General features: G+C 52.1%; 14 protein-coding genes. All 14 read left to right on the top strand.

Annotation, left to right across the window (positions count from 1 at the left end; genetic code table 11):
* Window positions 1-71: 71 nt before the first annotated feature.
* The 14 genes from KJ970_13215 to KJ970_13150 all read left to right on the top strand — a co-directional run bounded on the left by KJ970_13215 (window position 72) and on the right by KJ970_13150 (window position 14,501).
* Complete coding sequence (locus KJ970_13215; GenBank protein ID MBU2691874.1) at window positions 72-467, top strand: hypothetical protein; 396 nt, start codon at window positions 72-74, stop codon at window positions 465-467.
* A 48-nt stretch (window positions 468-515) separates the two neighbouring features.
* Window positions 516-1,019, top strand: coding sequence for a hypothetical protein (locus KJ970_13210; GenBank protein ID MBU2691873.1), 504 nt, complete (start codon window positions 516-518; stop codon window positions 1,017-1,019).
* A 9-nt stretch (window positions 1,020-1,028) separates the two neighbouring features.
* A complete protein-coding gene (locus tag KJ970_13205) occupies window positions 1,029-1,334 on the top strand; it encodes a hypothetical protein (protein ID MBU2691872.1) in 306 nt (101 codons plus the stop codon).
* Between the two features lie 2 nt (window positions 1,335-1,336).
* On the top strand, window positions 1,337-2,314 hold the full coding sequence (locus tag KJ970_13200) for a hypothetical protein (protein MBU2691871.1): 978 nt from the start codon (window positions 1,337-1,339) through the stop codon (window positions 2,312-2,314).
* A 2-nt stretch (window positions 2,315-2,316) separates the two neighbouring features.
* Window positions 2,317-2,874 (top strand): hypothetical protein, encoded by a 558-nt coding sequence (locus KJ970_13195; GenBank protein MBU2691870.1) that lies wholly within the window; start codon window positions 2,317-2,319, stop codon window positions 2,872-2,874.
* On the top strand, window positions 2,861-3,319 hold the full coding sequence (locus tag KJ970_13190) for a hypothetical protein (protein ID MBU2691869.1): 459 nt from the start codon (window positions 2,861-2,863) through the stop codon (window positions 3,317-3,319). Before KJ970_13195 ends, KJ970_13190 begins: the two co-directional genes overlap by 14 nt.
* Before the next feature lie 13 nt (window positions 3,320-3,332).
* Entirely contained in the window at window positions 3,333-3,563 is a 231-nt protein-coding gene (locus KJ970_13185) for a hypothetical protein (GenBank protein ID MBU2691868.1), read from the top strand.
* A 2-nt stretch (window positions 3,564-3,565) separates the two neighbouring features.
* Window positions 3,566-4,558 (top strand): hypothetical protein, encoded by a 993-nt coding sequence (locus KJ970_13180; GenBank protein ID MBU2691867.1) that lies wholly within the window; start codon window positions 3,566-3,568, stop codon window positions 4,556-4,558.
* Between the two features lie 52 nt (window positions 4,559-4,610).
* A complete protein-coding gene (locus tag KJ970_13175; protein ID MBU2691866.1) occupies window positions 4,611-5,051 on the top strand; it encodes a hypothetical protein in 441 nt (146 codons plus the stop codon).
* An 8-nt stretch (window positions 5,052-5,059) separates the two neighbouring features.
* Window positions 5,060-5,398, top strand: a complete 339-nt coding sequence (locus KJ970_13170; protein ID MBU2691865.1) for a hypothetical protein — start codon at window positions 5,060-5,062, stop codon at window positions 5,396-5,398.
* Between the two features lies 1 nt (window position 5,399).
* Entirely contained in the window at window positions 5,400-8,051 is a 2,652-nt protein-coding gene (locus tag KJ970_13165; protein MBU2691864.1) for a phage tail tape measure protein, read from the top strand.
* A 398-nt stretch (window positions 8,052-8,449) separates the two neighbouring features.
* Window positions 8,450-9,130: a hypothetical protein gene (locus KJ970_13160; GenBank protein ID MBU2691863.1), complete on the top strand. Its 681-nt coding sequence runs from the start codon at window positions 8,450-8,452 to the stop codon at window positions 9,128-9,130.
* Window positions 9,130-13,080, top strand: coding sequence for a hypothetical protein (locus KJ970_13155; GenBank protein ID MBU2691862.1), 3,951 nt, complete (start codon window positions 9,130-9,132; stop codon window positions 13,078-13,080). Before KJ970_13160 ends, KJ970_13155 begins: the two co-directional genes overlap by 1 nt.
* On the top strand, window positions 13,080-14,501 hold the full coding sequence (locus KJ970_13150; protein MBU2691861.1) for a hypothetical protein: 1,422 nt from the start codon (window positions 13,080-13,082) through the stop codon (window positions 14,499-14,501). Before KJ970_13155 ends, KJ970_13150 begins: the two co-directional genes overlap by 1 nt.
* Window positions 14,502-14,513 lie beyond the last annotated feature (12 nt).

The raw sequence follows: 14,513 nt of genomic DNA, 5'->3' as shown, positions 1-14,513 counted from the left end.
GTTAACCCTTACTCCCGGGCGGATTGAACCCGCCCGGGAGATTCAAAGTTTCAACAGAGGAGATTTGAAGAATGAAAAGGGATTTGTATAGCAATCTGTCACCGGCCGAATCATTGGCGCCGGCGCTTCTGGCAGCCTCGGCCAATGGAACGGGCGTGGATATCAGAGGATTCGATAGCGCTCTGGTGGTCTTCCACATCGGGAACTGGACGGACGGAACCCACACCTTTTCGATCGAGGAAAGCGATGACGACAGCACCTACACGGCTGTGAACTCCGCCTACCTCCAGGGAACGGCGCCCACGGTCACATCCGACGCCAACGATGACCAGATCTACAAGGTCGGGTACGTCGGGGACAAACGGTATATCCGTGCGGTCCAAACCATCACAGGGAGCCCCTCAACGGGTCTCGTTTCCGGTGTGACGGTTCTTCGGGGACACCCGGCCACGGCGCCGGTCTCGTAATCAGTCCGCCCCGAAACCACTGACCTTTAACATTTTTTGAGGTGACTGATGATGAAAAGACAGGTCGAGATAACGCGGCATACTCGGGTGGCTGATGAGGGGGATGTTTCTCCAGGAGATATCATCCTCGTCCCTGAGCATGTGGCGCTTGAAATTCAGAATGCAAACAAGGGGCGAATCCTTCCGCCCCTGAAACCCGTTCCCGCTGAAGAGATCCCCGAAGATGATCTCAAGGGCGGGGAGCTGTCAACAGATCCGGATGGGGATGAAACCAAGGACCCGGATGGGAAGACGACGGAGAAAACCGAAGGTGTGGATTCGGACGGCGTCTTCGCTTCGACGGAGGATGGCGAAGACGAGGATTCCGAAGATGGAGCCTCTCCGGAGGATACCTTGGAGGATGATGACGAGGATGGAGACGATGGGGACGATGGGGACCCGCCTGACATCACTCCCACCGAGGATCCATCGGAGACCGCAAAGAAAGACGAATCGGAGCAAACGTCTGGTGGCAGGCGCTGTAATTTTGGTCGCTCGAGGAAGAATCAGTAAGGATCTGACATGGCCTTTGTAGAAGATCCTTCGGAATTTCTGCGGACTGATGAGTTCGCAGAAGCTGGAACGATCGCCGGGGAGCCTGTTACCGGCATATTCAAGGAACAATTCGTTGAAGTGGAGGAAACCGAGGGGAGACATCCGACTCTCTTTGTCGCAACTAATGCTATCCCCTCCGGAACCGATCATGGGACGGCCGTCAATGTGAAGTCTAAGGATTATACAATTGTCGGGATGCAACCGACTGAATCTGAGGTCTTCACGCTGTTGATTCTGGAAGAGGTGTCGTTAATGCCAATTGGAGAGCTGTAGTTATGCCAATGGAAGAGAACCTTAGGCAATTTTACAATGAGAGTGATGGATTTGCCGTCCCGGTGATCATCAATGGAATAACCCTCTCAGGAATCGCCAGGAAAACCAGCGTGTCAGCACTCAAAACCGAGGGCTATCGGCCTTCAGTGTTATGTCCAAGCGAGGATTTGCCAAGCCTCATTCTTCATGGAGATTCCGCAACGGTTAAAGGGTTGGGTTTCTTTGTCATAGGCATTGAACCCGATGGAACTGGCCAAACGCTTCTCCAGTTGGAAGAGAATGCAACCCCTAACACGAAGATGGTCTCCATATCCGGCCCCGCTGTCGTTTCGGCCGGGTTCCTCGATCAAGAATATATCGTGCAACCCAACTGGGAATACGATCCTCCAGGATACCAGGGAAGGGTTGGAGACGAAGCCAGGATTCGCGGCGCCGGCGAAGAGGAAGGCTATGATGCCCATGCTATCCTGACGATCTACCGAATATTCGGCGACGGGAACCAGATCCCAGCCGATGCCGTTATCTCCGAGGCTGAAATATGGGTGACCGCAAAGGGCACGGCCTATGGGACCGCTCCAGCGTGGATTGCCTATCCCGTTCTAAAAGACGCGGAAGCAATGGGCGAACCGCTGCCGATCCTCCCGAACGGAACCCCGACGCCCGGTTCCTCCTGGAAGGTATACAAATACGAAGGCCCCGGACCGCTTATCCCGCCGTACCAATGGGACACATGGGGATGTCTTAACGGTGCAAGAGATTACGACTTTGGAAATCCAATTGGATCAGGTAATGGATTACCGGCCGGGAGGTCAATCATTCTATCAGGCGCCGCATTGATAACATTCCTCAATCTCTTGAAGCCGGAGGACGCCACTAGGAAATCAATCATCTTTCACAATTCAGAAGAGGGCGGCCCGGTCGAGTTCTATGCAACCGGCGAAAAGCGTCCTTATCTGAGGATCAAGTATACGGAGACCTAGAAATGCCAGGACCCTCATCATTTCGTGAATCTTATGTTGAAATGGGCGAAGCCATGAGGCTGATCGCTGCCGGCGAAAAGGTCTATGAGATGGCCGCTGTCAGCTCATTGAACAAAGCCACTCGATGGGCGAGAACGCGGGTAATCCGCGAGATTGCTATTCTCGCCAAGGTCAGCCCCCAACTATTGGTATCCAAAAGGTTTAAAGTTTGGAGAGCGCGAAGAGGAATGTTGTTTACCACAATGGGTTGTTTTACACGGCCCATATCCGCAAGAAAACTAAAAGGGGCCCGCCAAACAAAAACAGGCGTCTCGGCTTACCAACATTCATGGCCGCATGCATTTATCAGAAGACCCCTGAGACAAGGCTTCCGCGGCGTCGCTCCTGAGAAGGTGTTTCGCCGTTTCACAAAGAAGAACTACAAGATACAGTATATGTCGATCAAAATTCAACCAGTCGCTGAAAAATTAATATTGAAGTGGGCTGACCGTGCTTCGGAACGGGTCATGATTACATTTCCGCATGAGCTGGAGTGGAGGCTTAATAATGCCGCACGCTAGACAACAAATCCGCGCGAAATTCAAGAGCTTGCTCACGGGTCTGACCTATACCGGAAATAATGTCTACGTATCAAAAGTCTATAACAGCAACAAAGCCAAGCTCCCTAATCTGAATATTTGGACAAAAGACGACGAAACCGACCATGACAAAACAACTGTCAACTACAGAACAGAACATGAATTGCTTGTCGTGGTGGAGGTTCGGGCCAGGCCCGTGACTGGTGTTGCCGTGGATGATCGGTGTGATGATATCGCAGCTGAAGTTGAAACAAAGATATCTACTGATCCAACATTGGGCGGATTGGTACAAAGAGCCGTCATCTCATCTTCAAATTTTGACGCCTCGGGAGAGGCGGAGCGTCCTACAGGATTACTCCGAATGATTTTTCGGCTCTCCTACATTATTTATGCGGTGGACCCGACGACGATCGTGGCGACGGGTTAGAGGAGGATATCCGATGCAGGTGATTTATACAGGGACAGAACCCAAATCTTATCGTTTTTGTGATGTGAAACCCAATGGTGTCTATCCCATGTCGGAAGAGTTGTTTCAGCAGCTGGTCCGCCAGGGTGAGCCATTTAAGGAAGTAAAAGGAATCCCCCCAGTAAACCAGCCGCCTGATGAGCCAAAGGAGAAGGTCGCTGCGGCCTCGACCGCGAAAACCCCGAAGGAAAAGAAGGAGACGTAAGTATGGGATACGGAAAACATGAAGGGGCGGTCGCTTTTGTTCGGGCCTCCAGCGCAGCGGACAAACCAGCGACGGGTTATAAATTCTTTGTCTGCGATGACGCTGACATCGAATTGAACCCCCAAACCTACGAAGCCATCAATAACATCACGCCCGACACACCGCGCATCGAGCATGGCGGCTTCGAGCTCCCTTGGCATATCAACGGTATCGAACCCAACGTCAACACCCTTGGATATGCGATGGCCTGCGCGTTGGGCGGTGATACCTGGGATACCGATCATCATGACATCGAGGCAGCCAACAGCTCCCAATACATCAATGCGCTTGTCGATAAGGTACAAGACCTTGGAACCTCCACCCCGACACAGCGGGCGTTCGGCGCCAAGATCAGCGAATGGAGCATCGAGTTCCAACGGAACGCTTTTTTCAAAATGGGATTATCGGGCATGGCCTGTAATACAGAGCTTGGCGCCGCTCTCTCCCCTTCAATGACATACGGCGCTAACAATGCTCCGCTGTCCTGGGCTTGCCTAACAACAGCTCTGGGCGGCTATTTCAAGTATGGAGTCGATGGTGCGGATCCTGCCACTTCAGATCCCGAAGTGCTCGGTTTCAAGATTGCCGGCACTAGGGAGCAGACACCTTCAGGATATGGCCTGGAAAGCGAGCAGCCCACTCGCATGAATGAAGCGGGTCGTGGGATCACCTTCGAGATCACGAAGGAGTTCTGCGGAACGCATGCAAAGGCGCAATGGGAAGCTTTTAAGGCCAAGCAGGTCATCTCCGTCACATGGAAAGCAGTTACCGGAACGAGCTCCGCGATCATGACCAAAGTATTCGGTCAGGTCGTCGGGAAGTTCGGCGAAGCCATCGGGACTGGGGCTGAAACCATCATGGGGACCCTTCAGTGCAAGGCGTTTCGATATGAATCCGCCTCGCCCATCGTCGGGTTCACCATCATTGACGGGACTGTGGGCGCGTACTGGATTTAACCCGGTTCCGATCGCTTTTGAAAAGTAGGACAACAGAAAGGAAAAGTGAAGCATGGATGAGGAAATTCCTGGAGCCCATTCGGCTCCCACGAAACCGCTTGACTACATCGTTAGCGATGAACCGAGAATTAATGTCCTCAAGCTTCAATTCAATGAGGATATGTCGAAGTATGAATCGGATGGGGATGCACCTCCCGCCGGCGAGATGCAACTCGCCTTCCGGCCGATGAACGGCAAAGACGAACGCGTTATATCCGACATGATGGTCACCGGCGGACGCAAGGGGAAACAGAAGTACCAACCCGGAAAAGTCATGCGGGAAAAGGCTGTCCGATCCAATGTCTGGATCAAAGGAGTGCGGGACTCCTCCGGGAACACGGAAAGCAAACTCACATACGATCTGTACGATCGTTTTGAGTCTTGGATCATCACCGCCATCGCCGACCACATCACCAAAATCAACGAATACGATGAGGACGATGAGGAGGAATAAGACAGGCAGTGCGTTTCGTCTTGGAAACTCAAGACGGCGGAGGGGAGATACTCGATTGCGAGACGTGTCAACGCCCCGAAACGTACTGCCACACCTGCCCGGCCTTACATGGTGATCAACCAGAAATAGCGCCATGGGTTTCCATCTATATGAAACTTTGGCGGCGAATGACTACTTGGAAGGGCACTCTGCCAGAAAACGGCGGGGTGCTCGATCAAGATGAGCGGACCATGCACATGCTGGATATCGTGGAAGAGGAAACAAGCGCATGGAAGGAAAGGAAAGAGACGGTCGCCAGACACAAAAGGAACCTTGAGAAGCACCTAAAACCATGGACTCAGGTTTAAAATGTCAGATCGCGAAATAAAAATCTTCCTCAGGCTTCATGGGAAGCAATTCGAGCGCAACCTGAAACGCGCCCAGGCTGATATGCAGCGCTTCCGGCGTAACATGAATCAGCAGATGAAGCGCGTTGCACTCGGGATGGCTGTCGTTGCGATCGCGGCAGCCGGGATCGGCGCCAGCTTTGAACAGTCCATGGCGAATGTGGGGTCCGTGGCCAATGCCTCACAGGTCGAAATGCAGGCCCTCGAGCGGTCTGCTCGTGATATGGGGGCAACCACAGCCTTTGCGGCCAGGGAGGCAGCCGAGGCGCAATATGCCCTTGTCTCAGCCGGTCTGAAGACCAAACAGGTGATACAGGCGCTCCCGGGCGTAATGCGCCTGGCGGGAGCGACACAATCCGAGCTGGGCTATGCCGCGGAGGCGACCACTTCAGCCCTATCACAATTCGCGCTTCAAGCCTCAGATACGAATAGGGTTGTTAATGCCTACGCTGCCGGCATAGCGAATTCCCGCCTCACCCTCGATCGGCTCTTTGAGGGAATGAAGCAGGGTGGCCCCATCGCCGCCACAATGGGGATGAGTCTCGAAGCGACTGTCGCCACGATCGGCGCCTTCGCGAATGCCGGCCTCGATGGCGGCACTTCAGGAACCTATCTCAAAAACGTCCTCCTTGAATTGTCCGATGTCGCCAAGTCCGGGGCCGGAACTTTAGGGGATGTACTCAAGGATTGGGATGTCTCAACAGAGGGGATTATCGGCGCGGTTCGGCGCCTCGAGGAGGCTGGGGTTTCAGCTCAGGTTCCTCTCGAGGAGCTCGGCCGGCGAGCCGGGCCGGGCCTGGCGATCTTGATGAGGCAGGGATCCGGAGCTCTCGAGGAGCTCCAGAGAAGCGTTACCGGTACGGATCAGGCCTTCGCTGCTTATCAGAGACAGATGGATACCACTCAGGGCCGGGTGAAGATCCTTCTGTCAGCCCTCCAGGAAATGGCGTTACGCATATTTGACGTGATGAAGGGGCCGCTGAACCGGGCGATTGTTTGGGCCACCAACCTGATACAAGACAATTACCAGAAAATCCAGGATTACACGGCTCGGATCGTATCAGCTGTTCAAACAGCCATCGAGGTTATCTCAGCTGTTTTCGGATTTCTGGTGCGGCACTGGAATACAGTCACATTCTTTATCGAAGTCCTTGGGATTCTCGCCGGCGCCATCTATATCGTGGCGACCGCTTGGAAAGTCCTAAATATGGTCCAAAGGATGAATCCACTCATGTGGGTTGTGACTGTTATTTACCTTCTGATAGCCGCTATCTTGCTCGTCGTTAAACATTTAGGAGGCTGGCGTGCAGCTTGGATTAAGCTGCAGGCCGGCATGAGAGTTGGCCTTTCATTCCTGATCCTGGAGACCAAGAAATACTGGGAAAACATTAAATATATCGCGGAAGTTTTTGCCAAGGTTGGTGAAACCATATGGGTTGTTCTGAAGGATTCATGGGAAGCGATAAAGACCTTCGGAGGCCTGGTCGTCGAAGTCTTCTCTTCGATCGGGAGATTAATCATGGAGCCATGGAAACGGGGAGAGATTCTCGACGGCCTCAAATCCAGTCTCGCCACGGCACTCGATGGCATGTATGAGACAACCCAGACAAAAGTCGATGGGATCTGGAGTGGCTTGGGGGTCGAACATGCGGCAGAGATGGACCGGTTGCAGGCCGAGCATCAGGCCCGCCTCGAGAGGATCGTCAAGGAAACAAGGGCCGCGTTGGCAGCGACTAAAACCACCAGCACGGCTGGGATCATGGGACCGGAGACGCCCGAGATGACGTTGCCGGATGAAATAATGGGACCGCCGGTACCGGTGGATCTGGGCAGTCTCAGGACGAGCGCCGATGAGGCGATCACCATTGTCGAAGGCATGACGGAGGCCATGACCAGCACCTATCAAACAGCTTGGGATTCCATGATTGATATGGATATGACCGGCACGGAGCGGCGGGAAGCCATCTGGTCATCCATGTCCACGTCGCTGTGGCGCCATCTCGGGAAAATGACCAGCCAATGGATCTTTGCCGAAACCACTCAGGCAGCCGCAACCCAAGCCGGAGAGACGGTTAAAACAACTGCTAAAACCCAGGGCGTCATGGCCCGGATCGCCATCGGTGCAAAGGAGATGGCGAGTGACATCAAACAGGGCGCTATCAACATCTGGAACGCTGTCACGGGTTTCTTCAAGGCCCATGCCGGCATCCCATTTGTTGGGCTCGGGATTGCCGCCGGTTTTATCGCGATTATGTATGCCGCTCTCCGTAAGGCTAAGGCTCAGAAATTCGCCGCGGGAGGTTTTGTTGACGGCCCTTCGGGCCCGGATCAGGTTCCCGCAATGCTGACTCGAGGTGAGTTTGTTGTTCCAGTGCGCGCCGCTAAGCAGTTCAGGCCAATCCTCGGGGCGATGATCGGCAAAGGGACCGGGTTTGGTGGCCTGGTTGGGATGAGAGATGCCGCGTATGCCGGCGCCGGCGCCGGCGGGGAAGGGAGCCGGCTTGAGATCCATATCCACGGCAATGTCTACGATGAGGAGGGATTCAGAAAAGTTGTACGAAAAGAAATAGCGCCAGTTCTGAGAGACGTAAGAAAAGATCGGGATTATGAATAATGGGTTCTATACCTAAAATACATATAGGAATTCCGTTCCCGGACTCGAACTTTAGTTACCCTGGAAATGCATCCTTCGAGGGATTGAGCAAAGGGTGGAGTGCCGGCGCAAACATGACCAATGTGTTTTACGGATTGCATCCTTACGATACTTCCCGGGAAATTCCCATATCCGGCCTTTGGGCGGCAGATCCATCGGGTACCGGGAGATCTCAACAAATTAGATGGCCGGGCTCCTCAACTCACGGCGCGCTGTTTCCAGAGGATGGCTTTTGGTCTCCACCATCTGATTTCGGATTTATCCCGTGGATGGGCAGCGCTCCCAGCACCGCTGAAGATTTGATCTTCGCGACGAAGTATCGGGCCGTCATCGGCAACGATCCTAATGCCTATATCTACTTGTTTTTGCAGCAATATGATCACAATGGTGATTATTTAACGGGTAGTGATATCGGATTAAGAATTTATAAATATGCCGATAATGCACTGTCCTGGACATTTGATCGCGTAGAGATTGCCAACTGCGCCTTCAATATCGCTGCCAAATCTCTGCGCTTATGTGGTGTCATTAGTAGCCAATCAGGAGCGGGGTCGAATTACTTTGCCATGGACAATTTTGGTCTGGGATTCGGAAAAGATGAGTTCCTGCCAACTGATCCATATGAGTTGGATGAGTATCCTGGAAGCAAGGATTTTGACGCCGGCTACAATCAGGAAGCCTTCCTCGATTCCGCGATAGATGGGGAACCGATTGAGTATAACCTCTCCGGGGGCATCCAGCGCGCTTCGGCCTCGTGGCATTTCGACGATCAAGACGGCGAGTTTTATAGAAGAATGCTCTTGTTGTGGCAAATCAATAAGGGTTCTCCGACTCACAGCGACAAAGTGCCATCTGGCTCTGGCTATCTTGGTGGCCGCTGCTGGCCTCTTCTCATTACGCATGAGAGAGAATATTTCAAGCAGGTATGGTATGCCACCATGCTTGGCAAGACATTCCCGATGAAGCCACAAACCTTCGGATGGGTTCCGGATCCTCCCAGATTTCACGGCACCTTCTACTTTGTTGAGAGGTTGCGGTAATGGCGAGCTATGAGCAAATAGCCGCCATCACGGCCGGTGGAATCTCTTATAGACTCGCTGTGGATATCGGTGTCTATGAAGATGGCGGTTGGCGATGGTGCGAGATCACGAAGCTGTACGCGACGAAGCACCCTCCGTTGAGACAGGATCCCGGCGTTGCCCGTCTGGCTGAATATCCTGATATTGAACGGGTCTCAGAGCGGAACGTGTGGGTTTTCGGATCTCAACCCATCACTCTAAAACTGCGAAATGAAGATGGATTCTTTTGCCGGACTAAGTCGGTCCAATTGATCGACTCATCCAACAACATCAGAACCCTTCAATCATTTCATAGGGCTCGAGTCCGCCTACGCTGGGTGCCTGAAACGGATGATACAGGGACCGAACGCACCATCGGGTATTTCTTCATTGATGGTCAGCCTGAAATAAAACGGCCTTATGCCTATGTCACGTTGCAGCCATGGAAGAAGCTCTTCATGTCCGTCAGCCTCAAAAGCCTTAAAGACGGTGACAGGTGGTTCCGGGATGTGCCTGTCGGCTATGCGATGAAGCGCATTTCTTGCTACTGCATCGATGATATTCACTTTGAGGAGGGATCGCCGCCGGCGACGGTGCTGATCGATGGGAAGCCATATACGAGTGAAGAAGACGATGAATATATCGGACCCTATATGAATCGACGGGGTCGTCAGCCTCAATACGATGCATTCAATAAGGACTATATTACAGATCAAAACGATATACCGACCTGCAACAAAGAAGATGATTCGAACACTGATCGAGTCTGGTATTCAACAATGGATGCCAATGGCATTGCCAAGCTCTATCACGTATGTCCAAGCACGAACCAATCCACACTGATTTGGACCGGAACGGATGCCCACCATCCGATTAAGTTCATCAAGCCGGATGGGAATTATGTATGGGTTGCGACTATCGGTAATTCTTACCCGAATAATATGAGGGGATTTTATAACCGCCAGCTTAAAATTTGGAGAATTGCGAAGTCAGGCATTTCTTCGGTCAATTATGTAGACGATTATTGCTGGACTTGCAATGACACAGTTCAAAAATCCGAGGAAGGGTATAATGGTTTTTATTGGATCGGCTATCATGATGATGCCCTGGGTGGACCTCGAGGCGAACAGCTGACAATTCCCTTCTCGCAGGCCATTATGGGTATTTATGAGAACCCTGGATCCGGCATGACTTATTATGACCGGCTATCGGGGATCTGGCCAAACCTGCGGCAAAAAGGAGGCCACGATGATTACGACGAGCCGGTTTCTACGCAATCATCACCGGTATTCATTAAAGATCATGCCGGATGGAGTCTTTGCGGAACCGGTTTAAACCAACCTGGAGCAGCCTGGAATCATCTCAATTCACATCCGGAACCGTGTCACTGGTTGGATCTGCATAAGTGGATCGTATGGCTCAGATGGAATGATGTCCTCCAAAAATGGCAACATGTCAGATATCTCACCTCATCACCAACAATTCCCCCCTCCGGGTTTGACCTAAATTTTAGCGGTGTCTCCGGCGAAGTGTTCTATCAGCGGCAACCTACCGGAACTTGTGTTTATGATGCCGCCGATCAACAGCTCGGCACAGTGAATTATATGTATATTGCCACGATTGGCTTCCAATGGCTTCCGGAGTATGCCCACCAGACCCGCCTCTTCAGAATCAATCTCTCATCCGGAGCACAAACTCCGGTACAACTTCATTCCGTTGCCCCGGTTAATACCGATCAGGAATTCCCAACCTTCTTAAGCATGTGCGTCGTTCCGAGCGCTACTGGAATTCCGAATGTGGGGGACCCATGGCTCGTCGGGGTGAAACTAAATCGCAAAAACCGCACATATCGAATGTTTATGTTTAATCTCCGAACCTCCACCATGATGGATGATTCGACCGGAGAGTATTTTGGCCCGTCATCTTCAGCGCCCCTCGTCGGCCTTCGTCCATATATGAAATCTACAGCTGTCCCTGGCTTTCAAGCAGTCTACTTTGTCAACTGCGCCGATGGCACCCTATGGAGAATGGATTGCAATGGAGGTAGAGCTCGGATTGAAGGCCAAGGTCAAAGGATTGCGGAATCCGACACATGGCTTGCATGCTCTCAGCTCGTTATTCTTCCCGCGTCAACTCAAGATGGAACCGATGCCAAGATTTTAGGGTTCAGCGCGCCGGGCCCGCCTGTAACTAATTTCCCGGTGAGGGAATCAGATGGTTATCCAAAATACAATACCGAAGGGAATTACAACCTCTGGAACCTGGATGACAAAATTGAGGTCCGCGTTCCGATCTGCGACTATTCAGAGGAAAATGTTGAAACGGCTTATGATGCGTTAAAACTGCATCTCCAGTCCTGTGGCCCGAACTGGGTATTCGACTTCAATGATGACGGGGAATTCTATATCAAGAAACGCGACACAGAATCAGAACCGGAACTCACTCTTGTCGCATCCGATGAGGACTCGTCCGATTGGTCTGATAGGAAAATCCACCTTTTAAATCTTCATCGGAAACCCCTTGCAGGGGATGATGTCCAGAATCAGATCTCAATTGTCCCCTATATCGCTGATATCCCGACAGTCGGTGTAAAGCTTTCTCTGGTTGCTCGCCGTGAGGATATAAACCCATGCGTGCAGGTCTCCGCTCACGCCCTCTCCGATTCCGCACGAAGGGTTGTGCTGACCTGTGTTCGGGATGGTATTGCTGGAATTCTTGAAGGCGAAATCTCAGGGGTACCTGTAGGGCGTGAGGGCGATTGGGCGAGCTCTGTACTCTTCTCTGTCGCTGAGGATACTCAGGAATTCCTCACTGAACTGGCAGCTGATTTTGATACAGCCTCCAACATCTGCAGCCTCGTTGGTCTCCGATATCACCCCGACGGATATAATCGCCATCGACTATTGGGAGATGCTGAGATTTGGTCAACCCGCGATCTCGGGAATACCATGCCGCCGGCAGGGGACTATATTTTCATCGGTGATGAAGCCCGGGCTACCATTAAACGCTTCACGACAGTAAACGAAATGCAATTGACACCAAGCGCTGAGTGGGTAGCTCCAATTATCCCTCGAGGAACAACCGTTAAGATCGTTCCCATGCGCGGCTATAAGGCGGTGCAGGAATACCAAACCGGCCTTGAGGGGCACGGCCAGATTATTGACACGATCCCGGCCACTGGCAATCCAGTCACGATTTATGTCACCCCGACAGAATTTCCATATACGGGGTACGTGGCGGAAATCGGATATGAGGCCTTTCTGATTACCAGAGTCAGTCGGCTCGATAGTGCTGATGGGTATTACCCCGGTCAGAAAGAACTTTTGGCCACCAGGGCCTACTTTGATACGGAGATGGCCATCCATTATGGAGGCGCTCCCATACGCTTTTATCTGCATCCTATCCACGGCCGACCCGTCTACATTGGGAACACCGGACTCGTCGCTCAATTCAATGTGGAGAATACCGACAATATCGAGGAAAGACGCTGGCTTGTTGGTGACGTTGTGGAATTGGACTTTACCGGCGCGAGAGCGGTGAAGGCTGAGTTTTTCACGGCCACCTCGGACAGCCCATCGAGCATTCTGAGATCCGGGAAGAAGAAGCTGACGCTCGATGAGAATTATTATATCTCAACATTGGTTGCCCCTCATCTCGCCTATGCCCTGACTCAATATCTGAAGGATCCAAAGCTGCCTTTTGATGCAGAGATTCCCTATGCCCCTTGGATTTCAGGGGTCAATCGAATCCGCGTGAGATCTGAATACGATCTCCCGGATGAACCGAATAATGAAATCATCTGTGTCCTGAGGGGATACGCGCATTACTCGTCTCAGCGCAAAACAATATTGAACCTCATCTCAGAAACGGCAGCCGCCGGCGATCCCGAAGCGGCTACAGGGATGGGAGTACCGGAGGGGGGAATTGTCTAATGAATCGCTTATTATTCTATCTATTGGGGATCCTAATAATTGTCGGCTTGTGCTTGACGGACTTCCTACCGGCCGGAGCGGTAGGCTATGGCGATGTCACTGGGCGGCATTGCTTCAGCTTCCGATACCCGAGCGGAATCTTCCGCAGGGTTATAGATTCCTACGTGATGATCATTACCGATGTTGAGGGTGACACTCTCCATCCTGATCTGATGTGGGACTACTCCGATGAAGACGGCGATACAATCGGAGTATGGGCGTTTGATAGTCCCCCAACGACCAAAGCGTCATTCTGGGACACGGTTGGCGTTGACAGTCTGTGCTCGTCCAATTATCGATTTATACCGATCTGGGGAGATACGCTTCCGGCTGAATCCATCGGCCAATCGGCATTTCAGGTTGCCATTATCCCATCCTGGGCATTCACCGACTCGATCATCAATGATAGCAAGTTTTTGCAGAGCAGAATCATTCAAGGGAAGCATGTCGTCACGAGCACACTCACCGGTGCGCATATCCTGAATAATAGCGTGCCTGGCGCTGACCTGATCGATTGGTCTATACCCGGATCCAAAATCGATACCATGGAGGTCGACACCATCCATATGGCTACGGGCGCGGCGACCAAACGAGTCATCGGCGCCGGCGCCGTAGGAACCGAAGAGATTATCGATGGAACCCTTCTTGGCGTCGATTGCTCCCCTGGGTTCATTAACAATTCGAACCTTCTTGTTACGAAGCTCATTCCGGAAAGCAAGTTTCTTTCTTATGATATGGATTCCTTGTGGAGCTTTAAAACGATGACGGTGCGTGAAACCCTATTCGTTTTAGATACCAAACGAAGAGAGGTTATCTTTCGACCGCCCCACGCGACTTATTCGGTCGACGGCTTAACAACTCAACCGATTATTTTTTGGGACGATGCGTCATCGGCTGGACCTGGCGGCGGCGGTGATATGCTGAAAGATGGCACAGGAACAGATACGAACGTCCCGTGCATTCTGCTTACAACGGCCGATGCGATTAACTTCGATTGGTACATCCCGCCAGAATTCGACATTTCAGAAGACCTAGAATTCTATATTGTCTATTCGCCGGTAGATGTTACGGCGGCAAACTGGGAAGTGCGATTTGATCTCTCATACAAACAATATGGCTATGGCGAATCAGCGACCAAGATCACCTCGACGATGGTGACGACGGGGGTGACTGACGCGGCCGATTATATCCTCGATGACACGACGACGTACGACTACAGAAGGCAGGAGCATGGGCCCTTTGTTATAGCAGGAGGGACCTTGCCATCGGATGCCCCCGGAACAGATATGACGATAAAGCTTACACTCACATTGTCAGGGACAAGCTTCACTTATATCCAGCTCGTGCACGTCGACGCGGTCTACAATATAACAAGGTTTTAGGGGGGCTTTGGA

Source organism: Candidatus Eisenbacteria bacterium (genome assembly GCA_018831195.1).
GTDB lineage: Bacteria > Eisenbacteria > RBG-16-71-46 > CAIMUX01 > JAHJDP01 > JAHJDP01.
Note: the sequence above shows the minus strand (reverse complement) of the source record. Positions and strands in the feature narration are given on the sequence as shown.

Bases quoted from the DNA above. Each gene is read 5' to 3' on its own strand.
- KJ970_13200 (MBU2691871.1), top strand. From the start codon at position 1,337: ATGCCAATGGAAGAGAACCTTAGGCAATTTTACAATGAGAGTGATGGA.
- KJ970_13195 (MBU2691870.1), top strand. From the start codon at position 2,317: ATGCCAGGACCCTCATCATTTCGTGAATCTTATGTTGAAATGGGCGAA.
- KJ970_13205 (MBU2691872.1), top strand. From the start codon at position 1,029: ATGGCCTTTGTAGAAGATCCTTCGGAATTTCTGCGGACTGATGAGTTC.
- KJ970_13215 (MBU2691874.1), top strand. From the start codon at position 72: ATGAAAAGGGATTTGTATAGCAATCTGTCACCGGCCGAATCATTGGCG.
- KJ970_13155 (MBU2691862.1), top strand. From the start codon at position 9,130: ATGGCGAGCTATGAGCAAATAGCCGCCATCACGGCCGGTGGAATCTCT.
- KJ970_13165 (MBU2691864.1), top strand. From the start codon at position 5,400: ATGTCAGATCGCGAAATAAAAATCTTCCTCAGGCTTCATGGGAAGCAA.
- KJ970_13190 (MBU2691869.1), top strand. From the start codon at position 2,861: ATGCCGCACGCTAGACAACAAATCCGCGCGAAATTCAAGAGCTTGCTC.
- KJ970_13185 (MBU2691868.1), top strand. From the start codon at position 3,333: ATGCAGGTGATTTATACAGGGACAGAACCCAAATCTTATCGTTTTTGT.
- KJ970_13175 (MBU2691866.1), top strand. From the start codon at position 4,611: ATGGATGAGGAAATTCCTGGAGCCCATTCGGCTCCCACGAAACCGCTT.
- KJ970_13210 (MBU2691873.1), top strand. From the start codon at position 516: ATGATGAAAAGACAGGTCGAGATAACGCGGCATACTCGGGTGGCTGAT.
- KJ970_13150 (MBU2691861.1), top strand. From the start codon at position 13,080: ATGAATCGCTTATTATTCTATCTATTGGGGATCCTAATAATTGTCGGC.
- KJ970_13180 (MBU2691867.1), top strand. From the start codon at position 3,566: ATGGGATACGGAAAACATGAAGGGGCGGTCGCTTTTGTTCGGGCCTCC.